Raw genomic sequence first — 25,118 nt, forward strand, 5'->3', positions numbered from 1 at the left:
CTCGTGCTCGCGCCGGGGGGGGGGGGGCGGGGGGCGGCGTGCTTGGGTGGCCCCGCTTGGGGGGGGGGGGCGGGGCCGCCCCTTGCGGGGGCCCCCCCCCCGACCGGTCAGGACGGTGTCGCCGTCGGCACCGTCGCGCCGGTGCTCCCGTCGGTGGGGGACCGGCGGGCGACTCCGACGTGGTGGAAGAGCAGGTTGAGCAGGACGGCCATCACGCAGCCGGCCGAGATACCGGAGTGCATCAGGGTGCGGACCGCCTCCGGGAAGGCGTCGTAGAAGGTCGGTGCGGCGATCGGGATGATCCCGACGCCGAGCGAGACGGAGACCAGGATGGTGTTGGAGCTGGATTCCATGCCGGCCTCCGCGAGGGTGCGGATGCCGCTCGCCGCGACCGTGCCGAAGAGCACGATCCCGGCGCCGCCCAGGACGGGCTGCGGTACCAGGGAGACGACCGACCCGAGCACTGGGAAGAGCCCGAGCAGGATCAGGATGCCTCCGCCGGCCGCGACCACGAAGCGGCTGCGGATCTTCGTCAGTGCCACCAGCCCGATGTTCTGGGCGAAGGCGCTGGCGGCGAAGCCGTTGAAGACCGGGCTGAGCGCGGTGGCCAGCCCGTCGGCCCGCAGGCCGGCGGCGAGCACGGGTTCGTCGGCCTCGCGGTCGACGATCCTGCCGAGCGCGAGCATGTCGGCGGTGGACTCGGTCATCGAGACCACCATGACGATGCAGAGCGAGATGATCGCGGCGGCGTCGAACATCGGCGCGCCGAAGTGGAACGGGGAGGGGAGCGCGAAGACCTTCGCGTCCTGGACCGCGCCGAAGTCGGCCAGGCCCAGCGGGAAGGCGAGCAGGGTGCCGATCGCCAGACCGATGAGCAGGGAGAGCTGCTGCCAGAAGCCGCGCAGCAGCCGGTTGCAGAGCACCACCGCGACGAGGGTGGTCGCGGCGAGGCCGATGGCCCGCGTGGAGCCGTACCCGGGGGCGCCCGGCGCGCCGCCGCGGGCCCAGTTCACCGCCACCGGCAGCAGGGACACCCCGATGAGGGTGATCACGGTGCCCTGGACGACCGGTGGGAAGAACCTGATCAGCTTGCAGAAGTACGGCGCCGCGAGGAAGCACAGGAGCCCCGCGACGATCACCGCTCCGAAGATCACCGGGAGGGCGTCCTTCGGTCCGTGCTCCTTGGCGATGGCGATCATCGGGGCGACGCCCGCGAACGAGACGCCGTTCACGAACGGCAGCCGCGCGCCGATCTTCCAGATGCCGAGGGTCTGCAGGAGGGTGGCCAGTCCGGCGGTGAACAGGCTGGCCGATATGAGCAGGGCGAGCTCGGCGGGGGAGAGTCCCACGCCGGCGCCGACGATGAGCGGGGGAGCGACGACTCCCGCGTACATCGCGGCGACGTGCTGGAGGCCGGTGGAGAAGAGCCTCATGGGTGGCAGCAGCTCGTCCACGGGGTGGACCCCCGGCCCGGACGAGGTGTCGGGGAGGTTGGTTGACACACCGTCCGGACCCGGGGGTCTGTCAGGGGTGGAACCGCCGTCTTCGGTGCTGGTGTTGCTGGGTGCCATGTCGAGCCCCTCTTGTGCCCGAGGCTCCCGGCGCGCCCGCGGCGCTGGAGAACGGCCTGCTGTGCGGTGACCGAGGACGGGACGGCGGTGCAAGGATCCCTCGGCCGGCCTCTCCGGCACCCCGGGCCGGCCGCCGTGAGGCGGGCACGATCTCCGGTTGGTGGGGGTGGAGAAACAGGTACTGCGGGTGCAGCGGTCCGCCCGGCACCAGCCGGCCGTGGAAGGCCGGAGGGTGCGGTGGTGCCGGTCGGGGTTCATGGGGTGGGGCGGTCAGGCGACCGGGATGACCGGGACGACGCCCTCGCGGTGCACGGTGCCCTCGATCAGGCCGTACATCCGGTCGGCGGCGTAGTAGACCTCGTTGTCGTTCTTGAGGCCGAACGGCTCCAGGTCCACCAGGAAGTGGTGCTTGTTCGGGAGCTCAAGGCGTACCTCGTCCACCTCGGCGCGGTTGTTCAGCACCCGGGTGCCCATCGAGTGCAGGGTCTGCTGCAGCGAGTAGGAGTAGGTCTCGGCGAAGGCCTCCAGCAGGTGCCGCCGCACGTGGGTGTAGGAGCGGTTCCAGTTGGGCTGGGCCTCGGCGTCGCGGCCGTTGAAGCCGTACTTCCAGCGGGCCGTCACCTGGGTCGCGAGGATGCGGTCGTACGCCTCCTGCAGGGTGGTGTACCTGTCCTTGATGTAGCCCCAGAACTCCGAGTTGGTGGAGTTCATCACGACGAGGTCCTTGAGGCCCGAGATGACCTGGAAGCTCTCGCCGTCGTAGACGATCTCGCTGGTGCGGGTCTCGCCGCCGTTGCGGACGAACGAGTGGCCGACCTCCTCGGAGCCGATGAAGCGCGCCGAGTTGTCCGGCGTCCTGATCCGGTCCCAGGTGTACTCCTCGATCCGGATCCGGGCGCGGTGGATCGGCTCGTTGTTGTCCACGAAGTGCTTCGCCAGCGTGATGCCGAACTGCTCCGCCGACTCGATCCCGTACTCCTTCGCGAAGGCGAAGACGGTGTTCTTGGTGGTGTCGGTGGGCAGGCAGTTGGCGTTCGAGCCGGTGAGGTGGACGTCGTCGAGGTCCCCGGAGAGGGCGACCGAGACGTTCAGGTCCTTGATCTCGTGACGGGTGCTGTCACGGTAGACGCGGACGATGCGGTTCTCCGCCTTGCCGTACTGGTTCTGACCGAGCACGTGGGCCATGACATGGCTCCCAATCAATGAGGCGGTCTAGCTTCCGCGGTAGACCGAGTATCCGAACGGGTTGAGCAGCAGCGGCACGTGGTAGTGGTGCTGCGCGGGCGCGACCGTGAAGACGATCGAGACCTCGGGGAAGAACGGCGCCTCGTCCGACCTGCCCGCGTAGTACGCGGCGGTGTCGAACCGGAGCCGGACGACCGAGCCCGCCTCCACGGCCGGCAGGTCCTTGGCCCGGCCGTCGGAGTCCGTGGCGGAGGTGCCGAGCACCGTCCAGCCACCCTCGGTGTGCAGTGCGAGCTCGACCGGGACGCCCTCGGCCGGGCGGCCGAGGCTGGTGTCGAGCACGTGGGTGGAGATGCCAGTCATGGGTGAAGTGACCTTACTGATGGCAGATATGACGCTGAGTCAGAATCCCGGTGGGAGTTCAGGACTCGTCGAGCAGACGGGTGATGCGGATGTCGTTGATCTTGCGCAGTTCGCCCCGGACGATCTCCGCCTCGGTGGCGGCGTCGTTGGGGTAGCGCTCGCGCAGGGCGGCGAGCATGGTGGCCGCGGTGCGGCCGGTCGCGCAGATCAGGAACACGTGGCCGAACTTGGCCTCGTAGGCGGCGTTGGCCTCGTGCAGGTCATCGAGGAGAGCGGTGTCCACTCCCTGGATGCCGGCCTGCTCGCGCTCGGAGGTGGCGTCGCCCGTCCTGGGCTTGCCGATCCGGGCGTGGCCGGCCATGGCGTCGTGCAGGTCGGAGACGGTGAGCGCGTCCATGGCCGCCGCGTTGGCGGCGAGCAGGGCGTCACGGTCGGACCACGGTCGGGCCGCCGCGACGGCGGTGGCCCAGCCGGGGCTGGAGCAGACCTCCAGCAGGATCGCCTTCAGCTCGGCGGCGTCGGCCGCCGCCAGGGCCTCAAGGGCGTGGGGGTGGTTGGTCACGGGTGGACCTCCTGAAGAGTGGTGCCACCCGCACAAGCTAGATCCACCCACCCGGGCCGTCAACACTTTGTTGAACGGTTGGTGGTTACGTTTTGAACCGGCTCGTGTTGCCGGGCCGTTTCGTGTGCGATTAGCCAAGTGTGCCCCGTCGGGGGCTGGTCCAGACTGGCCGAGCCGAGGGGTTTCACCCGTTCGGCCCGGCCTGGACGTACGCCCCGGGGCGGACGCGACCGGCCGGAATCAGCCGGACTTCGTCCCGTCCTGGCGGTTGAGGTAGTTGTACACGGTGAAGCGGCTGACGCCGAGCGCCGAGGCGACCGTCTCCACCCCGTGGCGGACGGTGAAGGCGCCCCGCTCCTCCAGCAGGGCGACCACGCGCTGCTTCTCCCAGCGGTCCAGCTCGGCCAGCGGGCGGCCGTCGAACTGCCGGGTCATCTCGGTGAGCAGGCGGTCCAGCGCACTGCTGAGGTGGGGCAGCCGGACGGCCAGGGCCGGGGCGCCCTCCCACTCCAGGACGACGTCGTCGGCCTTCGCCTCGTCCAGCGGGACGGGCGTCGCGCCGACCGCGTCCAGCAGCGGCTTCATCGCCGCGGCGAGCGGGTGTTCCACGTGGTGCTGCTCGGTCACGGCGTACCGCCCTCCTCGCCGAGCACGCTGACCTGGACGGAGATCCGGGTCGCGCCGGCGTCCAGGGTCTCCCGGAGCAGCTTGGTCACGGCGGCGAGGACCTGGTCGGCCTCGCCCTCCGCGCCGGTGCCGAACGGGCCGACCGCGACGGCCAGGCCGGCCTCGTCGACCACCTTCCGGGCCGCCGCGGCGTGCTCCGGGAACGTGTCCAGTTCGAACGGTTCTGTCGTGAACTCCACCATCAATCGCACCCGCTCACTGTAGCGAGCGGGGGCGGGCGCGGTCAGGGGGTGGTCAGGGGGTGGTCGGCGGCGGCGTTCCGCGGCCGGTCGGCGACTGGTCGATCGAACAGTCCGCGGCTGTCCCGGCGGGCGGGACCGGGCCACTTCAACAAATTGTTGCGGCGGCCTTGACACCCGCTCGACCCGGCGGACATGCTTCCACCAAGCAGAATCCCTCTTCCGGATCGTGGAAGTTGCGGATAGACGGAAGAGAGTGAGAGGTGATTGACGTGACTGCCGCTTCCGAGCACAGCTACACGGTCAACCTGTCGATCCTGTTCAGCGAGCTTCCGCTCCTGGAGCGCCCGGCCGCGGCCGCCGCCGCCGGCTTCACCGCCGCCGAGCTGTGGTGGCCCTTCGGCGAGGACCACGACCCGTCCGAGGCCGAGCTGGACGCGCTCCGCAAGGCCTTCACCGACGCGGGAGTGCAGCTCACCGGCCTCAACTTCCTCGACGACCTCACCAAGGGCGCCCGCGGCACCGTCTCGGTCCCGGCCGAGAAGGACCGCTTCCGGGCCAACGTCCCGGTCACCGCCCGGCTCGCCGACTCGCTCGGCACCAAGGCGCTCAACGCGCTCTACGGCAACCGGGTCGAGGGCGTGGACCCGGCCGAGCAGGACGCGCTCGCGCTGGAGAACCTCGTGATCGCGGCCGAGGCCGCCCACGCGATCGGCGCGGTCCTGCTGATCGAGGCGCTCAACAAGCCCGAGTCCCCGGACTACCCGCTGGTCTCCGCGGCCGCCGCGGTCGAGGTCGTCGACAAGGTCAACGCCGCGACCGGCCTGGGCAACGCGCGCTTCCTCTGCGACCTGTACCACCTGGCCAGGAACGGCGAGGACCTGGCGGCCGTCATCGACCGCTACGCCGACCGCTTCGGCCACGTGCAGATCGCCGACACCCCGGCCCGCAACGAGCCCGGCACCGGCGAGCTCGACTTCGAGGACCTCTTCGCCCGGCTCACCGCCGCCGGCTACACCGGCCGGATCGGCCTGGAGTACCGCCCGGCCGGCGGTGTCAGCGCCGACGCCTTCGAGTGGCTGCCGCGCGAGCACCGCGCCGCGAAGTAGTCCCCGACCCCACCCCCTTCACGACATAAGGAACGACGCGATGAGCCGCAAGATCGCCTTCATCGGCCTCGGCATCATGGGCAGCCCGATGGCCGCCAACCTGGTCAAGGCCGGCCACCACGTCACCGGCTTCAACCTCACCCAGCCGCAGATCGACGCGCTGGTCGCGGCCGGCGGCCACGGTGCGAGCAGCATCGCGGACGCGGTGAAGGACGCCGAGGTCGTCATCACCATGGTCCCGGCCGACCCGCACGTCGAGCAGGCCGTGCTGGGCGAGGGCGGTGTGCTGGAGAACGTGCAGCCCGGCACGCTCGTCATCGACATGTCGAGCATCACCCCGCAGACCTCGATCAAGGTGGAGGCCGCGGCCAGGGCCAAGGGCGTCCGCACCCTGGACGCCCCGGTCTCCGGTGGCGAGGCCGGCGCCGTCGAGGCGGTGCTGTCGATCATGGTCGGCGGCGCGGCCGAGGACTTCGCCGAGGCGAAGCCGCTGTTCGACGTCCTCGGCACCACGGTCGTCCACGTCGGCCCGGCCGGCGCCGGCCAGACCGTCAAGGCCGCCAACCAGCTGATCGTCGCGGTGAACATCCAGGTCCTGGCCGAGGCCGTGGTCTTCCTGGAGAACGCCGGCGTCGACCTCGCCGCCGCGCTGGACGTCCTCGGCGGCGGTCTGGCCGGCTCGACCGTGCTGAACCGCAAGAAGGCGAACATGCTGAACCGCGAGTTCGCGCCCGGATTCCGGATCGACCTGCACCACAAGGACATGGGCATCGTCACCGACGCGGCCCGCGCCGTGGGCGCCGCGCTGCCGGTCGGCGCCGTGGTGGCCCAGCTGGTCGCCTCCGCCCGGGCGAACGGCGACGGCTCGCTCGACCACTCGGCGCTGCTGCGCGGCGTCGAGCGGCTCTCGGGCCGCGAGGTCGCGTAGCCCCGCTCCCCCTGACTCCTCCTGGTGGCGTGTACCTATCCGGTCGTGCCCGCGCCACCAGGAGGCCAGACCCGATCGGCAGGCGGGCTGGGGCTCATCCGCCCCCTGCCGATCGACCAGACCGGCGGCGCGCACTCCCTGTCGGGGGCACTTCGGTCGTGCCAGATGTGCGCCGCCCGGCCTCCTCCCTCAGCCGAGGGGAGCCTCTCGTACGTCGGAAGCGGGACGAGGGGAACGGCGGGGAGGGGGCCGCCCCCAGATCCTCGGCGGCGGATCCGCCGGGCCCTGTCCGGGGCCCGGTCCGCCGCGAGGGCACATGCTTGACGAACCATCGCCAGACGTCCGGAAGTGAGGCCCACACCATGCCCGCCACCCCCACTCAGGGCCATGTGGTCGTAGCTCCCGACAAGTTCAAGGGCACTCTGGAGGGCGCCGAGGTCGCCGCCCGGATCGCGGCCGGCATCCGCCGCGGCGCGCCCGGCGCGGAGGTCCGCGAGCTGCCCGTCGCCGACGGCGGCGAGGGCACCCTGGCCGCCGCGCTGGCGGCCGGCTTCACCCGGATCCCGGCCAAGGTGGCCGGTCCGACCGGCCTGCCGGTGGACGCCGCGCTGGCCGTCAAGGGCGACACCGCCGTGGTCGAGCTGGCGCAGTCCTCCGGACTGGCCCGGCTCCCCGGCGGCCGGACCGCCCCGCTCGCGGCAGGCTCCTTCGGGGTCGGCCAGCTGATCGGCCGGGCGGTCGGCCTGGGGGCCAGGCGGATCGTGCTCGGCCTCGGCGGCAGCGCCTGCACCGACGGCGGCGCGGGCATGGTCCAGGCGCTCGGCGTCGGCCTGCTGGACGCCGACGGCACCGAGCTGCCGCCCGGCGGCGCCGCGCTGCGCCGACTGGCCCGGCTGGACCTCGGTTCGCTGGCCGACGGGCTGGCCGGCGTGGAGGTCGTGGTGGCCTGCGACGTGGACAACCCGCTGCTGGGCCCGCGCGGCGCGACCGCCGTCTACGGCCCGCAGAAGGGCGCCGACGGCGAGGACCTGGTGGTCCTGGAGGAGGGCCTGACCCGCTTCGCCGACGTGGTCGGCGAGGCCGTCGGACGGGACTTCCGCGACGCCCCCGGCGCCGGGGCCGCGGGCGGGGTCGGCTTCGCCGCCCTCGCCCTGCTGGGCGCCACCATGCGACCCGGCATCGAGCTGATGCTCGAACTGCTGGGTTTCGACGCGGCCGTGCGTGGGGCACGCCTCGTCGTGACCGGTGAGGGGTGCCTGGACGCGCAGACGCTCCACGGCAAGGCCCCCGCTGGCGTTGCCGCGGCGGCCACCCGGGCGGGGGTTCGGGTGGCCGCTGTGGCAGGACGGCTGGAGCTGTCGGAGCGGGAGTGGCGGGCGGCCGGTTTCGCCGCCGCGTACGCGCTCACCGACCTGGCCGAACAGCCGGGGGACAGCATGACCAGGGCGGCGGAGCTGGCCGAGGTCGCGGGGGAGCGGCTGGCGGCGGAGTTCCTCGCCCGCTAGCGGTCCTCCTCTCGTATTTTCCTACATTGACGTTTTGTTGAAGGCGGCCCTAGGCTCCGGGCATTCCTTCGGCACACCCCACTCGTACCCAGGTTTCGGAGGTCCCCCATGTCCTTCAGCGAGACGGCGGTGATCCGCTCGCGCCGGGTCGTCCTGCCGGACGGCGAGCGCCCCGCCGACGTGCTGATCCGCGACGGGAGGATCGAGCGGATCGCCGAGCACGGCTCCCTCCCGACCGGCGACCGCCCGGACGGCGCGGTCGCGCTGACCGACCTCGGCGACACCGCGCTGCTCCCGGGTCTGGTCGACACCCACGTACACGTCAACGAGCCCGGCCGCACCGAGTGGGAGGGCTTCGCCACCGCCACCCGGGCCGCCGCGGCCGGCGGCGTCACCACCATCATCGACATGCCGCTCAACTCCATCCCGCCCACCACCACGGTGGACGGCCTGGACGCCAAGCGGAAGACCGCCGAGGGCCAGGCCTGGGTCGACCTCGGCTTCTGGGGCGGCGCCGTCCCCGGCAACGTCCCCGACCTCGAACCGCTGCACCGCGCGGGCGTGTTCGGCTTCAAGAGCTTCCTGGCCCCGTCCGGCGTGGACGAGTTCCCGCACGTGGAACAGGCCGACCTGGAGGCCGCGCTCACCGAGCAGGCCCGGATCGGCGCCCTGGCGATCATCCACGCCGAGGACCCGGCCGTGCTGGCCGCCGCACCGCAGCAACCCGGCGTGCACTACCGGGACTTCCTCGCCTCGCGCCCCGCCGACGCCGAGACCGCGGCGGTCGCCCGGCTGCTCGACACCGCCCGCCGCACCGGCGCCCGGGTCCACATCCTGCACGTCTCCTCCGCCGCCGTGCTGCCGCTGCTGCGCCAGGCCCGCGAGGACGGCGTCCGGGTGACCGCCGAGACCTGTCCGCACTACCTCACCCTCGCGGCCGAGGAGGTGCCGGACGGCGACACCGCCTTCAAGTGCTGCCCGCCGATCCGCGACGAGTCCAACCGCGACGCGCTCTGGGCGGCCCTGGCGAACGGCGAGTTCGTCGCGATCGTCTCGGACCACTCGCCGTCGACCCCGGACCTCAAGCTGCTGCCCGAGTACGGCGGCAGCGGGGACTTCGCCCAGGCGTGGGGCGGCATCGCCTCCCTGCAGCTCGGCCTGCCGGCCGTCTGGACCGAGGCCCGCCGGCGCGGCCACTCGCTGGGCGACGTGGTCCGCTGGATGGCCGCCGGACCGGCCTCGCTGGTCGGCCTCACCGGCACCAAGGGCGCCATCGCGGTCGGCCACGACGCCGACCTGGTGGCCTTCGACCCGGACGGCGCCTTCGCGGTGCAGGCCGCCCGGCTGCACCACCGCAACCCCGTCACCCCGTACGCGGGCCGGACGCTGACCGGCGCCGTGCGTACCACCTGGCTGCGCGGCCGGCCGGTCGACACCGCCGCCGCGCCGTTCGGCCGCCAGCTCACCCACACCCCGTAGGCAGGAGACCCCCATGAGCACCGGTACCACCCCGAGCGCTCCGTTCACCGAGCTGGTCAACCTGGCGTCCCGGCTGCTCGGCGCGGGCGTCGTCGCCACCAACGAGGACACCTTCGCGGACGCGGAGAACCTGCTGGTCGCCAAGCCCGCCGAGTTCCGCCCGCACACCTTCGGCCACAAGGGCCAGATCATGGACGGCTGGGAGTCCAAGCGCCGCCGCGGCGTCAGCGCCGAGCAGCCGCACCCCACCGACGAGGACCACGACTGGGCGATCGTGCGGCTCGGTGTCGGCGGAGTGATCCGCGGACTGATCGTCGACACCGCGCACTTCACCGGCAACTACCCGGAGAGCGCCTCCCTGCAGGCCGCCTCGGTACCCGGACACCCCTCGCCCGAGGAGCTCCAGGCCGCCGACTGGGTCGAGCTGCTGCCGCGCACCCCGCTCCAGGGCGACACCGCCCACGCGTTCGAGGTGCACGACGACACCCGCTACACCCACGTCCGCCTCGCCATCTTCCCGGACGGCGGCGTCGCCCGGCTGCGGGTGCACGGCGAGGTGCTGGCGGACCCGCGCGAGCTGGACGGCCTGACCTTCGACCTGGCCGCCCAGGAGTACGGCGGCGTGGCCGAGGCGGCCTCCGACCGCTACTTCTCCTCCCCGCACAACCTGAACGCTCCCGGTCGCGCCTCCGTCATGGGCGAGGGCTGGGAGACCCGGCGTCGGCGCGACAAGGCCAACGACTGGGTGCAGATCGCCCTGGCCGGGGGCGGCGAGGTCCTTGCCGCCGAGGTGGACACCACCCACTTCGTCGCCAACGCCCCCGGCTGGGCCGACCTGGCCGGCTACGACGCCTCGCAGGGCGGCAACCCCGCCGAGGACCGTGACGGCTGGTTCGAGATCCTGCCCCGCACGCGCCTGCAGCCCGACACCCGCCACCGCTTCCGGCTCGACGTCGGCCGCCCGGTGACCCACGTCCGCATCAACGTCCACCCCGACGGGGGCCTCGCCCGGCTCCGGCTGACCGGCCGCCTGACCGAGGCCGGCCGCGCCGCCCTCGCGCTGCGCTGGTTCAACGCCGTGCCCGCCGCCGAGGCCGCCGCCGCCCTGGCCGAGGCCGGCCTCACCGCCGAGGAGGCCGCCGCGCTGGCCGCCGCCCGCCCGCTGGCGGACCGGGCCGCGGCCGCCGCCGCCGTCGCCGCGCTCCGGCCGGCCGACGGCCCCGACGGCGAGCAGTCCTCCCGCCGCCGCTCGGCCGCCTGGCGCCTGCTCGGCGCCTGACCCGCCGCCACCCCCCTCCACGCACCGCCTTTATCGACACCTGAAGGACCCTCCATGTCCAAGATCCTGACCACGGAGTCCGGCGCGCCGATCGCCGACAACCAGAACTCGGCCTCGGCCGGCGAGTACGGCCCGCTGCTCATCCAGGACCAGCAGCTCCTGGAGAAGCTGGCCCGCTTCAACCGCGAGCGCATCCCGGAGCGCGTCGTGCACGCCCGCGGCTCCGGCGCGTACGGCTACTTCGAGGTCACCGACGAGGTCTCGCAGTACACCAGGGCGGCCTTCCTCTCCGAGGTCGGCAAGCGCACCGAGCTGTTCCTGCGCTTCTCCACCGTGGCGGGCAACCTGGGGTCCAGCGACGCGGTGCGCGACCCCCGCGGCTTCGCGCTGAAGTTCTACACCGAGGAGGGCAACTACGACCTCGTCGGCAACAACACCCCGGTGTTCTTCATCAAGGACCCGATCAAGTTCCCCGACTTCATCCACTCGCAGAAGCGCGACCCGTTCACCGGCGTCCAGGAGGCGGACAACGTCTGGGACTTCTGGGCCCACTCGCCGGCCTCCACCCACCAGATCACCTGGCTGTTCGGCGACCGCGGCATCCCGGCCTCCTACCGCCACATGAACGGCTACGGCTCGCACACCTACCAGTGGGTCAACGAGCAGGGCGACGCGTTCTGGGTGAAGTACCACTTCAAGACCAACCAGGGCATCCGCTCGCTGGACGGCGACCAGTCCGCCGAGGTGCTCGGCGCCGACGCCGACTCGCACCAGCGCGACCTGCACCAGGCCATCGAGCGGGGCGTCTTCCCGTCCTGGACCCTCTACGTCCAGCTGATGCCGGTCGCCGAGGCCGCCGAGTACCGCTTCAACCCCTTCGACCTCACCAAGGTCTGGCCGCACGCCGACTACCCGCTGGTCAAGGTCGGCCGCCTCGTCCTCAACCGGAACCCGGAGAACGTCTTCGCCGACGTCGAGCAGTCCGCGTTCTCCCCGAACAACTTCGTGCCCGGCATCGGCCCGTCCCCGGACAAGATGCTCCAGGGCCGGCTGTTCGCCTACGCCGACGCCCAGCGCTACCGCCTCGGCGTCAACCACACGCTGCTCGCCGTCAACGCCCCCAAGGCCACCGAGGCGAACAACTACGGCCGCGACGGCCTCTCCGCCGTCAACAAGTCGGGCCGCGGCAGGAACTACGAGCCCAACTCGTACGACGGCCCGGCCCAGACCGACAGCGCGCTCGCCGCGCCGGTCCGGCTGGACGGCCACACCGGCACCTACACCACGCCGGCGCACACCAAGGACGACGACTTCTTCCAGGCCGGCGAGCTCTACCGGCTGATGTCGGACGGCGAGAAGACCCGCCTGATCGGCAACATCGCGGGCTTCCTGGCGCAGGTGACGCGCGACGACATCGTCGAGAGGAACCTCGCCCACTTCCACGCGGCCGACGAGGAGTACGGCGCCCGCCTGGAGGCCGCCGTCACCCGGCTGCGCGCCGGCGACGAGGGCTGACCCTCCCGCACACCGACCGACCACCCTCACCGGCCGCCGGGGCCCGCACCCCGGCGGCCGCACACCGGGCCTCTCCCTCCAGGGCAGTGGGGGAGGGGCCCGCTGTTGTCCAGCACCTTCACCGAATATTCGCGGACGGCAACTGCCGGGCCCCCGGGGTGGTTAGGCTGGAGACGCGCCCGCGGGTAGCTCCGCGTGCTGGACATCGGAAGGGGACGACATGTCGACACCAGTCCCGGGTCGTCACGCCATGCTGGACCAGGGTGTGCCCGGTCCGTTCACCTCTCTGCAGCACGCCCTGAGACTGCTGGAGGCCGTCGACCGGCACCCCGACGGCGCCACCCTGGTGACGCTCGCCCGGGAGACGTCGCTCGGCCTGCCGACGGTCCGGCAGCTCGCGGAGATCCTGGAGATCGAGGGCTACCTCCAGTGCCAGGACGGCGGTTGGGTGCTCGGCGGCACCTTCGCGCTGCTCGGGCAGCACAACCGCGAGCAGCTGGTACGGGCCCGGCTCAACCGCAAACTGGCCGAACTGCGCGACGAGTTGGGTGCGGCGGTGTACTTCAGCCGGTACCACGACGGGGAGTTGTCGGTGGAGGCGGTCTCCGCTGCCGACCACGCCCCGGCGGTGCAGGAGTGGGTGGACTTCCGGGCCACCGCGCACGCCAGCGCGATCGGCAAGTGCCTGCTCAGCCAGCTGGACCACGACGGCCGCCTCGACCACCTCTCCCGGCACCCGGTGGCCCGGCTGACCTCCCGGACGGTCACCGACGCCGACCAGCTGATGCACCGTCTGGAGCGGCAGCCGGCCACCGTGCCGGTGCTGGACATCCAGGAGTACGCGCTCGGCACGGTCTGCGCGGCCGTCCCGGTGACGGCCGGCAGCACCGTCGGCTGCCTGGCCACCTCGATGCCGCTCGACAACGTCCACCGGCTGAAGGCCGCGGCTGAACTGCTCGCGGCCCGCGCCGCGCCGCTGATGCTGGCCATGGCGGTCTGACCGCAGCACCGCCCGCGGCCCGACCGCGCCGCAGCCCCGCGAGGGCCCCGCCGAACGGCGGGGCCCTTGGTGTTTCCCGGGGCGTGTTTCCCGGAGGCCGCCGCGGTGCACATCACTTATTAGACTCGATGTCGATAAGGGTCGCCGAAACCCTTGAAGCGACCACTACCCGCGAGTAGGTTGGCTGCAGGCCAAGCGGACCGGCGCGGGCCGAGCCGCCCGCCCCCAGGTACAGGAGGGCCCTCCCATGCCCCGATCCACCTCCCCCACCAGCGCCCCCACCACTGCCCCCACCCCCGTCCCCGCCGTCGCCGCCCCCGCCGCCCGGGTGCACGACAGCCTCGTCCTGGAGCCCCGGGACGTCCGCTTCGACTGGTCCCGGCTGCCGCTGCACTGGATCCCGGACGAGCCGATGGCCACCCACATCATCAACGTCCTGCACCTCCTGCTCCCCGAGGGCGAGCGCTGGTTCGTCAAGGTCTTCAAGGAGGCCCTCCCGCTCGTCCGCGACGAGCAGCTGAAAGAGGAGGTGCTCGGCTTCATCGGCCAGGAGGCCATCCACGCCGAGGCCCACCAGGAGGTGCTGGAACACCTGCTCGCCCAGGGCCTCGACCCCCGCCCGTACGTCCGCCAGATCTCCTGGCTGTTCCAGCGCGTCCTCGGCGAGAAGGAGGGCCTCACGCCCGCCCGGCACCGGGAGAACGTCATCGAGCGGGTCGCCTTCATCGCGGCGATCGAGCACTTCACCGCCTTCCTCGGCAACTGGGCGCTCAACTCCCCCGGCCTGGACCGCGCCGAGGCCGACCCGACGATGCTCGACCTGCTGCGCTGGCACGGCGCCGAGGAGGTCGAACACCGCAGCGTCGCCTTCGACCTGCTCGTCCACCTCGACCCCGGCTACCTGCGCCGGGTCCGCGGCATGGTCGTCTCCGGACCGCTGCTGGTCCACCTCTGGGTGCGCGGCGCACGCTTCCTGCTCGCCGCCGACCCCACCCTCGACGGCCGGCTGCGGCCCAGCTGGCGCGAGGCGCGGCTGATCGCCAGGCGCGGCCTGCTGCCCGACCCGCTCCAGTCGGTCCGCTCCGGACTGCGGTACCTGCGACGCGGCTACCACCCCACCCAGGAGGGCTCCTCCAGCCAGGCGCTCGGCTACCTCGCCACCTCCCCGGCCGCCCGCGCCGCCGCCCACTGACCGCCCACGCCAGGAGAGCCGCCCGGATGGACCTGCGCAACCCGCCCCCCGACCTGTACGGCCGCCCGCGCGCCGACCGCTTCATGCAGCGCCTCACCACCTTCGGCGACCGCTACACCCCGGCCCTCGGCCTCCCCCTGCTGCGCCGCAGCCCCCGCCGCCCCTACAGCGTCCCCGCCGCGCCGCTGCGCCTGGTCGTCGCCGACCGCCGCACGATCGCCACCGACGTCGTCGAACTGCACCTCGCCGACCCGTCCGGCGGCGACCTGCCCGGCTGGCAGCCCGGCGCGCACCTGCGCCTGGGCCTGCCCTCCGGCCGCGAGCGGCACTACTCGCTCTGCGGCGACCCGGCCGACCGCCGCGGCTACCGGATCGCCGTCCGCCGGCTGCCCGGGGGCGGCGGCGGCTCGGTGGAGATCCACGACGAACTGCACACCGGCAGCCGCCTGACGGCCCGCCGCCCCCGCAACGGCTTCGCGTTCTGCGCCGAGCCCGCCGTGCTGCTGCTGGCCGGCGGGATCGGCATCACCCCGCTGCTGCCGATGGCCCGCGAGGCGCAGCGCCACGGCCTCGACTGGCGCCTGGTCCACGTCGGCCGCAGCGCCGACACCCTCCCGTACGCCGAGGAGCTGCGCGCGCTCGGCCCGGACCGGGTCGAGCTGCGCACCGACGACGAGCACGGCGTCCCCACCGGCGCCGAGCTGCTGGCGCACGCCCCGCCCGGCGCCGCCGTGTACTGCTGCGGCCCGGCCCCGATGCTCGCCGCCGTCCAGGGCGCGCTGGCCGCGGCGCCGTCCGCCGCCCTGCACTTCGAGCGGTTCGGCGCCGCGCCGGTCACCGGCGGCGAGCCGTTCACCGTCCGCCTCGGCGCCGAGGGGCCGGCCCTCGGCGTCCCCGCCGACCGCTCCGCCCTGGACGTGCTGCGCGAGGCCCGCCCGGACCTCCCGTACTCCTGCCGCCAGGGCTTCTGCGGCACCTGCGAGGTCCGCCTGCTGGCCGGCGCCCCCGAGCACCGCGACCGCCGCCTCACCTCCGAGCAGCGCGCCGCCGGCGCCCTGCTGCCCTGCGTCTCCCGGGCCGCCGAGGGCGAGACCCTCGTCCTCGACCTGTAGCAAGGAGCCCCCCGCGATGGCGAAACCCCCGTCCTTCCCGTACACCGAGCACGACCTCACCCGCTTCCGCGAGACCCAGCAGCTCGCCTACCACTGCGCCGAACAGGTCGCCGCCTGGATCGAACCGGGCGTCACCGAGCGGCAGGCCACCGCCGAGCTGCGCCGCTGCCTGGTCGCGGCCGGGGTGCAGGACTTCTTCCACGTCCCGTTCGCCTGGTTCGGCGACCGGACGGCGTTCCGGAACTTCCACACCCCGCTGCAGTTCTTCGCCGGCGGGCGCCGGCTGGCCGAGGGCATGCCCTACGTGCTGGACTGCGCGCCCGTGGTGGACGGCTACACCGCCGACATCGGCTACGGCGGCAAGGTCGGCGACAACCCGGTCTGGGACCGGCTCGCCGCGGACCTGAAGGTCTACCGCGAGCTGATCCTCGCCGAGGTCCGGGCCCGCCGCCCGCTCGACGAGGTGTACGCGGCGGTGGACGCGCAGATCGCCGCGCACGGCTACGACAACCGCCACCGGGTCTACCCGGGCCGGGTGATCGGCCACCAGGTGACGCGGACCACCGCCCGCGGCCCGGCCGGGGTGAACGTGCTCGGCTTCGGGGTGCGTACACTCCAGACGCTCGGCCGCGAGCTGATCAGCGAACGCCTGCACGGCCGTTCACCGCTCTGGGCGGACGGCCGGTCCTCCCGGCACGCGCCGACCCCGGGCCTGTGGGCGGTGGAGCCGCACATCGGCTTCCGCGGGGTGGGCATCAAGTTCGAGGAGCTCCTCGTGGTGACCGAGGACGACGCGTACTGGCTCGACGACGACCTGCCGCACGTGCGGCGCTGGACCACGCTGGAGGAGGCCCGATGACCACCCGCCGCCGCACCGTCCACTCGGGCGGGCTGCCGCTCGCCGTCTTCGAGGAGGGCGACCCGGACGCACCCACCGTGCTGCTGGTGCACGGCTACCCGGACACCCACGCGGTCTGGGACGACGTCGCCGCCGACCTCGCCCGCGACCACCACGTGGTCCGCTACGACGTGCGCGGCGCCGGCGCCTCCGGGGCCCCCGCCTCCCGCGACGGATACCGGCTGGAGCAGTTGGCCGCGGACCTCTTCGCGGTCGCCGACGCCGTCAGCCCGGACCGCCCGGTGCACGTGGTCGCCCACGACTGGGGCTCGCTGCAGTCCTGGGAGGCCGTCACCACCCCCGGCGCCGAGCAGCGGCTCGCCTCCTACACCACGATGTCCGGCCCCTGCCTGGACCACATGGGGCACTGGCTGCGCGAGCGCTACCGCCGGCCCACCCCGCGCCACCTGCGCCAGCTGCTCGCCCAGGGCGTCGCCTCCTGGTACATCACCGCCTTCCACCTGCCCTACCTCGCCCCCGGCATCTGGCGGCTCGGGCTGGCCCGCGCCTGGCCCCGGGTGCTGCGCGACCTGGAGGAGGTCACCCCGCGCGCCGGCCACCCGCAGCCCACCCTGCGCCGGGACGCGGTGCGCGGCATCGAGCTCTACCGGGCCAACATGCGGCCCACCCTGCGCAACCCGCGCGAGCGGCCCACCGAGGTGCCCGTCCAGCTGATCACCCTCACCCGGGACCACTACGTCGGCACCCACCTCTCCGAGGGCCTGGAGCGCTGGGTGCCGCACCTGACCCGCCGCTCCCTGCACGCCACCCACTGGTCCGCCCTCCTGGAGAAGGGAAGCGCCGTGGCCGGCCTGGTCCGCGACTTCACCGCCACCGTCGGTGCCGGGCACCGCACCGACCCGGCCGGTGGCCCCCTCGTCGTCGTCACCGGCGCCGGCAGCGGCATCGGCCGGGCCACCGCGCTGGCCTTCGCCGAGCAGGGCGCCCGGGTCGTGGTCTGCGACCTCGACCTGCCCGCCGCCGAGCGCACCGCCGAACTCGCCGGCCTGATCGGCCCGCCCGCCCGCGCCTACCGGGTCGACGTCGCCGACGGCGCCGCCTTCGAGGCCTTCGCCCGGGAGGTCGCCGCCGAGCACGGCGTCCCCGACGTGCTCGTCAACAACGCGGGCATCGGCCACTCCGGGACGTTCCTGGAGACCACCGAGAAGGAGTGGCAGCGGGTCCTGGACGTCAACCTCTGGGGCGTCATCCACGGCTGCCGCGCCTTCGGCGCACTGATGGCCGACCGCGGCCGGGGCGGCCACATCGTCAACCTGGCCTCGGCCGCCGCCTACCTGCCGTCCAAGGCGCTGACCGCCTACGCGACCAGCAAGGCCGCCGTCTTCATGCTCTCCGACTGCCTGCGCGCCGAACTCGCCGGGCACGGCATCGGCGTCTCCACCATCTGCCCGGGCATCGTCAACACCAACATCACCCGCACCTCCACCTTCTCCGCCACCACCCCCGACCAGCAGGCCGCCAAGCAGGCCCGCGCCGCGCGGCTCTACGCCCGCCGGGGCTTCCCGCCGGAGAAGGTCGCCGCCGCGATCCTGCACGCCGTCCGCACCGGCAAGGCGGTCGTCCCGGTCACCCCCGAGGCCAAGGCCGCCCGCTTCCTGAGCCGCCTCTCCCCGGGCCTGCTCCGCCTGGCGGCCCGGCTCAACGTGACCTGAACGAGCGATCCCACGGGCCTGCGATATCACTTAGGCTTGACTTTGATATCGCAGGCCCGTGCCGCTCTGGGAGGTCGACCATGGCCCGTACCGTGATAGACGTCAACGACGAACTGCTGGCCGAGGCCGCCGAGATCTTCGGTACGACGACCAAGGTGGCCACCGTCAACGCCGCCCTCGAGGACGCGGTGAAGCGCCGTAAGGGCAGGGAGTTCCTCGGCTGGCTCGCCGACGGCGGGCTGCCCGATCTCACCGGACCGGTGGACAAGGGTGAGTGAGCGCTTCCTGATCGACAAGTCGGCTTTCGCCCGCTACCCCAAGCCGGCGGTCCGGGCCGTGGTCGACCGGCTGTTCAACGAGGGGTTGCTCGCGCTCTGCGGCGCCGTCGAGCTGGAGATCATGCACAGCGCCCGGTCCAAGAGCGACGCCGATCGGATCCGCGAGGGCCTGGGCGGCTTCGACTGGCTGTCGACGCCCGACGAGGTGTGGGACCGCGCCGTCGAGGTCCAGGCCCTCCTCACCGCCGTCGGCAACTGGCGGGCGCTGTCCGTGGCGGACCTCGTCATCGCGGCCACCGCCGAGCGCCACGGCGCCACCGTCCTGCACTACGACGGCGACTACGACATGATCGCGGCGGTCACGGGTCAGCCCACCCGCTGGGTCGTCCCGGCGGGCGCGGCGGACTGACCCGGACCGGGCGTGTCCCCCCGCCCGGCCCACCGGCGGGTGCGTGGCGCGGGAGAACGGTTCGTCCCCCCGTGGAATCCCGACAGCAGGTGTCGGGATTCCACGGCAGCATCGGTGGTGACGGAGCAGGCACCACGGAAGGGCACGACATGGCACAGCCGCTCAAGGGCAAGGTCGCACTGGTCGCCGGGGCGACCCGGGGGGCCGGGCGGGGGATCGCGGTGCAGCTGGGGGCCGCCGGGGCGACGGTCTACGCGACCGGGCGCAGCGCCGGCGGGCACCGGTCGGAGTACGGGCGGGCGGAGACCCTGGAGGAGACGGCGGAGCTGGTCACCGCGGCCGGCGGCCACGGGATCGCCGTCCGGGCGGACCACCTCGTCCCCGCCGAGGTCGCGGCCGTGGCGAAGCGGGTCGAGGCCGAGCAGGGCGGGCTCGACCTCCTGGTGAACGACATCTGGGGCGGCGAGAACCTCTTCGAGTGGGAGAAGCCGGTCTGGGAGCACGACCTCGACAACGGGCTGCGGCTGCTGCGCCTCGCCGTCGAGACGCACGCGATCACCAACCACCACCTGCTGCCGCTGCTGCTGCGCCGCCCGGGCGGGCTGGTGGTGGAGATGACCGACGGCACCGCCGAGTACAACGCCACCCGCTACCGCAACTCCCTCTTCTACGACCTCGCCAAGTCCTCGGTGCTGCGGATGGCCTTCGCCCTGGGCCACGAGCTCGGCCCGCGCGGCGCGACGGCGGTCGCGCTGACCCCCGGATGGCTGCGCTCGGAGATGATGCTGGAGCACTTCGGTGTCACCGAGCAGACCTGGCGCGAGGCCACCGCGAAGCAGCCGGACTTCGGCATCTCGGAGTCGCCCGCCTACGTCGGCCGCGCGGTGGTCGCGCTGGCCTGCGACCCGGAGGTGGGGCGCTTCAACGCCGCCTCGCTCTCCAGCGCCGCCCTGGCGAAGGAGTACGGCTTCACCGACCTGGACGGCAGCCGCCCGGACGCCTGGAGCTACCTGGTGGACGCGGAGACGGCGGACGGCCCGCTGGACCCGGCCGGCTACCGCTGAGCGGCGTACAGCGCCGCGCTGCGGGCCGCCGCCCGCGCCAACCGCCGCCGCAGCTCCGGGGGTTCGAGCAGTTCGGCCTCGGGGCCGAGCCGCAGCAGCTCCTCGTAGGCGACCTCCGAGGACTCGACCGGGAGCCGGACGGTGACCCAGCCGTCGCCGTCCGGCTCCCCGGCGGAGTCCAGCGCCTGCCGGGCCGCGAGCGGCTCCAGCAGGTGCGGGAGCCGCTCGGCGCCGAGCGGGCTGAGCCGGACCAGCACGCTCTCCCGCAGCAGCGAGCGGGCGAACCCGGCCGCCTTGGCCTCCCAGAACGCGGCGAGGTCGAACGCCTCGTTCCGCTCGAACCGTTCGGCCAGCGGCTCGGCCTCCGTCAGCCGGTCCACCCGGTACGCCCGGGCGCCGTCCGCGTCCTGCGGCCGGGCCACCAGGTACCAGGCGCCCGCCTTCAGGACCAGCCCGTACGGCCGCAGCGTCCGCTCGACGGCGTCCGCGCCGCGCCGGTAGCGGGCCCGCAGCAGCCGTTCGCCCCAGACGGCCCGGGAGACCTCGGCGAGCAGCGGCGGGACGGGCGCGGTGCGGAACCAGCCGGGCGCGTCCAGGTGGAACCGCCGCACCCCCGTGGCGGGGGCCTCGCCCAGCTCGCTCACCACCTTCAGCCGGGCGGCCAGCGCGGGGCCGTCGAGCCCCATGTCGCCCAGCGGGCCCGGCAGTCCGGCGAGCAGCAGCACCTCGGCCTCGGCCCGGTCCAGGCCGGTCAGCCGGGTGCGGTAGCCGTCCAGCAGCCGGTAGCCGCCGGCCCGGCCGCGGTCGGCGTAGACCGGCACGCCCGCCTCGGCCAGCGCCAGGACGTCCCGCTGGACCGTCCGCTCGGACACCTCCAGCTCGGCGGCCAGCTCGGCCCCGGTCATGCTCCGCCGTGCCTGGAGGAGCAGCAGCAGTGAAATCGCCCGCGCCGCCCGCATGAGGCCCACCCCTTCCGGTCGTCCCGATCCTAGGGCGCGTCGTGCCCGGTCCGGGCCCGGGCGTTTGGTACCCAGGAGGTCCACCACCCGGCGCGAGCGAAGGAGCTCCCATGGCCACCGGCACCGTGCAGTCCTACAACGTCGACCACGGCTACGGCCTGATCACCCCCGACGACGGCGGGCCCGCGCTCTACGTGTACTTCGACTCGATCCAGGGCTCGGCGAGCGAACGGGCGCTGACCGAGGGACAGCAGGTGGAGTACGACCCGACCGAGCAGGAGGGCCGCCCGGTGGCCGAGCGGGTGCGGCCGGTGCAGCCCCTACGATGAGGGACCGTCCTGGTCGGCTTCGCCCGGGTGCTGCGCGGCCGGCTGCGGCGGCCGGCCGCGCGGCGGCCCGGCGTTCCGCCGCTCAGCGCCCGAGCCGTCCGAGGCCCTCGCGCAGCTCGGCGGCGTCCATGCAGATGTGCACGTCGACCTCGGCGTTGAACTGCAGCCAGAACGGCTCGCAGATGCCGGGCAGCGCGGCCTCGTCCGCCACGTCGACGACGAGGATCTGGCTGCGCCGGCCGTTGCGGGCGAAGAAGTAGGCGGCCTCGGGCTTGAGGTCGCCCATCAGGCGGTCGAAGATCCCGGCGACCGCGCCGTCGGTGATCAGCCGGTTGCTCGTCGCGGTGTCGAGTGTGATTTCCAGCAGGGCACGCATGGGGTGCTCCTTCCCCGGACCGGGGCGTCAGGGAGGGTCCCTGACCTCCAGCGTCCCGCCGCCGTCCGGGGCCCGCAACGTCACCCGGGTGGGGGCGCCGGGATGGCCGTCCGGGCGGGGGCGGGGCTGCATGGGAGGCGACAGCCCACCAGGCAGGAGCAGCCCCATGGCGATCATCGCGGCGTTCGAGTTCCCCGGCGTCGGCCAGGCGCAGTACGAGGAGGCCGTGGACCGGCTGACCGGCGGGACCGGGCTGCACTCGCCGTCGGACTGGCCGGTGCGCGGGCTGGTCCTGCACGCGGCCGGCCCGTCGCCGGACGGCGGCTGGCACGTCACCGACGTGTGGGAGTCCCGCGAGGCCTTCGAGCACTTCGCGGCGGTGCTGATGCCGATCCTCCAGGAGGTCGGCATCCCGACCACCCCGGCGCTGCTGTGCGAGGCCTACAACGTGGTGCGGTGAAACGGGCGCGCCGGAACGCGGTGCCTGAAACGCGGCGCCGGTGCGCCGTGGGATCACGCCGCGTGCGGCTGCGGCTTCTTCCCGTCGGCGGCGTCCGGCTCCTGGGCGCGCGCCAGGTCGTGGTGGATCGGCCCGTCGCCGGCGCTCAGCGGCAGGCAGCTGCCGCCCCGGCGGTGGGCGATGATCTCGGCGGCGACGGAGACCGCCGTCTCCTCGGGGGTGCGGGCGCCGAGGTCCAGGCCGATCGGCGAGCGCAGCCGGGCGATCTCGGCCTCGGTCAGGCCGGCCTCGCGCAGCTTGGCGTCGCGGTCCCGGTGGGTGCGGCGCGAGCCCATCGCGCCGACGTAGCCGAGGGGCAGCCGCAGGGCGCGCTCCAGCAGCGGGATGTCGAACTTGGCGTCGTGGGTGAGGACGCAGAGCACCGTCCGGCCGTCGATCCGGTCGAGCTGGGAGTCGAGGTAGCGGTGCGGCCAGTCGACGACGACCTGGTCGGCCTCGGGGAAGCGCCGCTCGGTGGCGAAGACCGGGCGGGCGTCGCAGACCGTGACGTGGTAGCCGAGGAACCGGCCGATCCGCACCACGGCGGCGGCGAAGTCGATCGCGCCGAAGACGATCATCCGGGGCGCGGGCACGTAGGACTCGACGAAGAAGGTGACCGTGCCCTGGTCGGCGTCGTCGCAGGGGCGCCCGTCCAGGCCGAGGACGATCCGCCCGGTGCGGCCGGCGTCCAGCATGGCCCGGGCCTCGGCCACGACGGCGCGTTCCAGGGCGACGAGGAGGTGTCGCGCGGGGCGGCCCGTCGCCGGGGTGTCGGCGGTCGACGGGGGGCAGGGCGCGGGGGCGAGGGTGCCGTGGTGGGTGTCGGCGGTGACGCTGACGGTGGCGCCGACCAGGGCCGGCGGCCCGGCGACGGCCCGGGCGAGCGCCACGGGGGTGCCGGAGGCGATGTAGGTGATGCCCGCGTCGAGCGCGGCGTCGGCGCCGGGGGTGATCGGCTGGACGAAGACGTCCAGGATGCCGCCGCAGGTCAGGCCGACCGCGAAGGCGTCCTCGTCGCTGTAGCCGAACCGCTCCAGCACCGGCTCGCCGGAGGCGATCGCCGCCTGGCACAGCTCGTACACGGCCCCCTCGACGCAGCCGCCGGAGACGCTGCCGATCGCCTCGCCCGCGGCGTCGACGGCGAGGGCGGCCCCCGGGTCGCGCGGCGCGCTGCCGGACACCCCGACCACCGTGGCCACGGCGAAGGAGCGCCCGGACGCGTGCCAGGCCTGCAGCTGCTCGGCGATGTCCTGCATGTCGGGGAGCTCCTTGCGGATCGCGGTCGGTGGGCGGATCGGTGAGCGGAGGGGGAGGTGCCGCCGTACGGGAAACGATTCCCGTACGGCGGCGGTGCTGCTAGTGCACGCCGAGCCAGGACTTGATCGGGGTGAGCGCGAAGTAGACCACGAACACGACGGTCAGGATCCACATCAGCGGGCCGGGCTCGCGCCACTTGCCCTGGCCGGCCTTGATGACCGTGTACGAGATGACGCCCGCGGCGACACCGGCGGTGATGCTGTAGGTGAACGGCATCAGGACGCAGGTGAGGAAGGCCGGGATGGCGATCTCACGGTCCGACCAGTCGATGTGCCGGGCCTGGCTCATCATCATCGAGCCGATGACGACGAGGGCGGCGGAGGCGACCTCGACCGGGACGATCGCGGCGATCGGCGAGAAGAACAGCATCAGGGCGAACAGGCCGCCGGTGACGGTGGAGGCGAGGCCGGTCCGGGCGCCGTCCCCGACGCCGGTGGCGGACTCCACGAAGACCGTCTGACCGGAGGCGCCCGCCAGGCCGCCGACCGCGCCGCCGGCGCCGTCGATGAACAGCGCCTTCGACAGGCCGGGCATCCGGCCCTGCTTGTCGGCCAGTCCGGCCTCGGTGCCGACGCCGATGATGGTGGCCATCGCGTCGAAGAAGCCGGCCAGGACCAGGGTGAAGACGGCGACGGAGGCGCTGATCGCGCCGAGCCCCTTGCCGCCGAAGGCCCCGAACACGTCGACGTCGCCGAAGAGGCTGAAGTCGGGGGCGGAGACCGGGCTGCCGGGCCACACCGGGGCCGCGCTCTTCCAGGCCTCGGCGGGCACGTGGGCGACCTTGTTGACGATCACCGCGAGCACGGTACCGGCCGCGATGCCGATCAGGATCGCGCCGCGGACGTTGCGGGCCATCAGCACGAAGATCGTCAGCAGGGTGAGGCAGAAGATCAGGACGGGCCAGCCGGACAGCTCGCCGAAGGGGCCGAGCGACAGCGGGGTGGGCCCGGCGGTGTGCACGAAGCCGGCCTTGTAGAAGCCGATGATCGCGACGAAGAGGCCGATGCCGATGGTGATGGCGTGCTTGAGCGGCAGGGGTATGCCGTTCATGATCTTCTCGCGGAGGCCGGAGACCACCAGCAGGACGATCAGCAGGCCGTAGATCACGCACAGGCCCATGGCCTGTGGCCAGGTGGTGTGCGGTACCACCAGGGCGGAGACGGCCCCGGACACCGAGAGGCCGGCGGCCAGTGCCAGCGGCACGTTGCCGACCACGCCCATCAGGATCGTGGTGACGGCGGCCGCGAGCGCGGTCGCGGTGGTGAGGGCCGCGTGGTCCAGCTTGACGCCGGTGACGTCGGCGCCGCTCAGGATGATCGGGTTGAGCAGGATGATGTAGGCCATCGCCATGAAGGTGGTGAGGCCGCCGCGGAGCTCGTTCGCAAGGGTCGATCCCCGTGCGGAGATCTTGAAGTACGCGTCCAGCGCGCTCTTCGGGGAGGTGGCCGGGGCCGACGTGGGGGTGTCGTCCTCGGCGGGTCTGTCTTCAGTGGTGCCGGGCTCCGTGGGAATCCGGGTCATGTCCACTCCCAAGTGTCAAAGGGGGTTGGGGTGGGCGAGCCGACCTGACAGCCAGTCAACGAAGTTGGCACAGGGGGACTACTCGACTCACTGGGCGCACTCTGTGGCAGTGCCTGCGGTGCGTAGGTG

25 protein-coding genes and 1 pseudogene are annotated in these 25,118 nt (G+C 73.4%); 16 read left to right on the plus strand and 10 right to left on the minus strand.

The genetic code is table 11. From position 1 onward, the window contains the following. Positions 1 to 107: 107 nt before the first annotated feature. The 6 genes from ACFVVX_RS16375 to ACFVVX_RS16400 form a co-directional block, all read right to left on the minus strand. Complete coding sequence (locus ACFVVX_RS16375) at positions 108 to 1,571, minus strand: nucleobase:cation symporter-2 family protein (protein ID WP_387945912.1); 1,464 nt, start codon at positions 1,569 to 1,571, stop codon at positions 108 to 110. A 270-nt stretch (positions 1,572 to 1,841) separates the two neighbouring features. Further along, positions 1,842 to 2,756, minus strand: a complete 915-nt coding sequence (pucL, locus tag ACFVVX_RS16380; protein WP_387945914.1) for a factor-independent urate hydroxylase — start codon at positions 2,754 to 2,756, stop codon at positions 1,842 to 1,844. A gap of 27 nt (positions 2,757 to 2,783) precedes the next feature. Continuing rightward, on the minus strand, positions 2,784 to 3,119 hold the full coding sequence (gene uraH, locus ACFVVX_RS16385; RefSeq protein WP_387945916.1) for a hydroxyisourate hydrolase: 336 nt from the start codon (positions 3,117 to 3,119) through the stop codon (positions 2,784 to 2,786). Between the two features lie 58 nt (positions 3,120 to 3,177). Next, positions 3,178 to 3,681 carry a 2-oxo-4-hydroxy-4-carboxy-5-ureidoimidazoline decarboxylase gene (gene uraD, locus ACFVVX_RS16390; RefSeq protein ID WP_387945918.1) on the minus strand — a complete coding sequence of 168 codons (504 nt, stop codon included), beginning with the start codon at positions 3,679 to 3,681 and terminating at the stop codon, positions 3,178 to 3,180. Positions 3,682 to 3,921: 240 nt separating this feature from the next. Further along, complete coding sequence (locus ACFVVX_RS16395; RefSeq protein ID WP_387946201.1) at positions 3,922 to 4,266, minus strand: helix-turn-helix domain-containing protein; 345 nt, start codon at positions 4,264 to 4,266, stop codon at positions 3,922 to 3,924. A 38-nt stretch (positions 4,267 to 4,304) separates the two neighbouring features. Beyond that, the gene (locus ACFVVX_RS16400) at positions 4,305 to 4,550 is read right to left on the minus strand and encodes a thiamine-binding protein (RefSeq protein WP_387946203.1); all 246 of its coding nucleotides are present in this window, start codon (positions 4,548 to 4,550) and stop codon (positions 4,305 to 4,307) included. Between the two features lie 260 nt (positions 4,551 to 4,810). Here ACFVVX_RS16400 and ACFVVX_RS16405 point away from each other — a divergent pair, with 260 nt between their 5' ends. The 14 genes and pseudogenes from ACFVVX_RS16405 (at position 4,811) to ACFVVX_RS16470 (ending at position 19,988) form a co-directional block, all read left to right on the plus strand. After that, a complete protein-coding gene (locus ACFVVX_RS16405) occupies positions 4,811 to 5,656 on the plus strand; it encodes a TIM barrel protein (protein ID WP_387945920.1) in 846 nt (281 codons plus the stop codon). Positions 5,657 to 5,696: 40 nt separating this feature from the next. Further along, positions 5,697 to 6,584 carry a 2-hydroxy-3-oxopropionate reductase gene (locus tag ACFVVX_RS16410; protein ID WP_387945922.1) on the plus strand — a complete coding sequence of 296 codons (888 nt, stop codon included), beginning with the start codon at positions 5,697 to 5,699 and terminating at the stop codon, positions 6,582 to 6,584. Between the two features lie 362 nt (positions 6,585 to 6,946). Then, positions 6,947 to 8,089, plus strand: coding sequence for a glycerate kinase (locus ACFVVX_RS16415; protein WP_387945924.1), 1,143 nt, complete (start codon positions 6,947 to 6,949; stop codon positions 8,087 to 8,089). A 108-nt stretch (positions 8,090 to 8,197) separates the two neighbouring features. Then, entirely contained in the window at positions 8,198 to 9,568 is a 1,371-nt protein-coding gene (gene allB, locus ACFVVX_RS16420) for an allantoinase AllB (RefSeq protein ID WP_387945926.1), read from the plus strand. A gap of 13 nt (positions 9,569 to 9,581) precedes the next feature. Beyond that, positions 9,582 to 10,634: pseudogene (gene alc, locus ACFVVX_RS16425) on the plus strand (allantoicase); the annotation flags it as partial. 267 nt (positions 10,635 to 10,901) lie between these two features. Further along, positions 10,902 to 12,362 (plus strand): catalase, encoded by a 1,461-nt coding sequence (locus ACFVVX_RS16430; protein WP_387945928.1) that lies wholly within the window; start codon positions 10,902 to 10,904, stop codon positions 12,360 to 12,362. Positions 12,363 to 12,582: 220 nt separating this feature from the next. Beyond that, positions 12,583 to 13,362 carry an IclR family transcriptional regulator gene (locus ACFVVX_RS16435; RefSeq protein WP_387945930.1) on the plus strand — a complete coding sequence of 260 codons (780 nt, stop codon included), beginning with the start codon at positions 12,583 to 12,585 and terminating at the stop codon, positions 13,360 to 13,362. A 247-nt stretch (positions 13,363 to 13,609) separates the two neighbouring features. Continuing rightward, on the plus strand, positions 13,610 to 14,554 hold the full coding sequence (locus tag ACFVVX_RS16440; RefSeq protein WP_387945932.1) for a metal-dependent hydrolase: 945 nt from the start codon (positions 13,610 to 13,612) through the stop codon (positions 14,552 to 14,554). A gap of 26 nt (positions 14,555 to 14,580) precedes the next feature. Then, positions 14,581 to 15,666, plus strand: a complete 1,086-nt coding sequence (locus tag ACFVVX_RS16445; protein ID WP_387945934.1) for a PDR/VanB family oxidoreductase — start codon at positions 14,581 to 14,583, stop codon at positions 15,664 to 15,666. A gap of 16 nt (positions 15,667 to 15,682) precedes the next feature. After that, on the plus strand, positions 15,683 to 16,525 hold the full coding sequence (locus ACFVVX_RS16450; protein WP_387945936.1) for a M24 family metallopeptidase: 843 nt from the start codon (positions 15,683 to 15,685) through the stop codon (positions 16,523 to 16,525). Then, complete coding sequence (locus ACFVVX_RS16455) at positions 16,522 to 18,237, plus strand: SDR family oxidoreductase (protein WP_387945938.1); 1,716 nt, start codon at positions 16,522 to 16,524, stop codon at positions 18,235 to 18,237. The genes ACFVVX_RS16450 and ACFVVX_RS16455 overlap by 4 nt, the downstream gene beginning before the upstream one ends. A gap of 80 nt (positions 18,238 to 18,317) precedes the next feature. Beyond that, positions 18,318 to 18,515 (plus strand): type II toxin-antitoxin system VapB family antitoxin, encoded by a 198-nt coding sequence (locus tag ACFVVX_RS16460; protein ID WP_387945940.1) that lies wholly within the window; start codon positions 18,318 to 18,320, stop codon positions 18,513 to 18,515. Then, positions 18,508 to 18,924: a PIN domain nuclease gene (locus tag ACFVVX_RS16465; RefSeq protein ID WP_387945942.1), complete on the plus strand. Its 417-nt coding sequence runs from the start codon at positions 18,508 to 18,510 to the stop codon at positions 18,922 to 18,924. The genes ACFVVX_RS16460 and ACFVVX_RS16465 overlap by 8 nt, the downstream gene beginning before the upstream one ends. Positions 18,925 to 19,073: 149 nt before the next feature. Continuing rightward, positions 19,074 to 19,988 carry an SDR family oxidoreductase gene (locus tag ACFVVX_RS16470; protein ID WP_387945944.1) on the plus strand — a complete coding sequence of 305 codons (915 nt, stop codon included), beginning with the start codon at positions 19,074 to 19,076 and terminating at the stop codon, positions 19,986 to 19,988. Here the strand turns inward: ACFVVX_RS16470 and ACFVVX_RS16475 are convergent. Continuing rightward, on the minus strand, positions 19,979 to 20,947 hold the full coding sequence (locus tag ACFVVX_RS16475; protein WP_387945945.1) for a helix-turn-helix transcriptional regulator: 969 nt from the start codon (positions 20,945 to 20,947) through the stop codon (positions 19,979 to 19,981). The two genes, ACFVVX_RS16470 and ACFVVX_RS16475, sit on opposite strands and share 10 nt — an antisense overlap. 110 nt (positions 20,948 to 21,057) lie before the next feature. Here ACFVVX_RS16475 and ACFVVX_RS16480 point away from each other — a divergent pair, with 110 nt between their 5' ends. Beyond that, positions 21,058 to 21,276 carry a cold-shock protein gene (locus ACFVVX_RS16480; RefSeq protein ID WP_387945947.1) on the plus strand — a complete coding sequence of 73 codons (219 nt, stop codon included), beginning with the start codon at positions 21,058 to 21,060 and terminating at the stop codon, positions 21,274 to 21,276. Positions 21,277 to 21,358: 82 nt separating this feature from the next. On the opposite strand, the gene ACFVVX_RS16485 is transcribed toward ACFVVX_RS16480, so the two are convergent. Continuing rightward, positions 21,359 to 21,652 (minus strand): hypothetical protein, encoded by a 294-nt coding sequence (locus ACFVVX_RS16485; RefSeq protein ID WP_387945949.1) that lies wholly within the window; start codon positions 21,650 to 21,652, stop codon positions 21,359 to 21,361. Positions 21,653 to 21,818: 166 nt separating this feature from the next. Here ACFVVX_RS16485 and ACFVVX_RS16490 point away from each other — a divergent pair, with 166 nt between their 5' ends. Continuing rightward, positions 21,819 to 22,112: a hypothetical protein gene (locus ACFVVX_RS16490; RefSeq protein ID WP_387945951.1), complete on the plus strand. Its 294-nt coding sequence runs from the start codon at positions 21,819 to 21,821 to the stop codon at positions 22,110 to 22,112. A gap of 53 nt (positions 22,113 to 22,165) precedes the next feature. On the opposite strand, the gene ACFVVX_RS16495 is transcribed toward ACFVVX_RS16490, so the two are convergent. Together ACFVVX_RS16495 and ACFVVX_RS16500 are read right to left on the minus strand one after the other, a co-directional pair. Next, positions 22,166 to 23,407, minus strand: a complete 1,242-nt coding sequence (locus tag ACFVVX_RS16495; protein WP_387945953.1) for an XdhC family protein — start codon at positions 23,405 to 23,407, stop codon at positions 22,166 to 22,168. A gap of 100 nt (positions 23,408 to 23,507) precedes the next feature. After that, positions 23,508 to 24,989: an NCS2 family permease gene (locus ACFVVX_RS16500; protein ID WP_387945955.1), complete on the minus strand. Its 1,482-nt coding sequence runs from the start codon at positions 24,987 to 24,989 to the stop codon at positions 23,508 to 23,510. Between the last annotated feature and the right edge of the window lie 129 nt (positions 24,990 to 25,118).

Origin of the sequence: Kitasatospora sp. NPDC058170 (assembly GCF_042883905.1) — a bacterium.
Lineage (GTDB): Bacteria > Actinomycetota > Actinomycetes > Streptomycetales > Streptomycetaceae > Kitasatospora.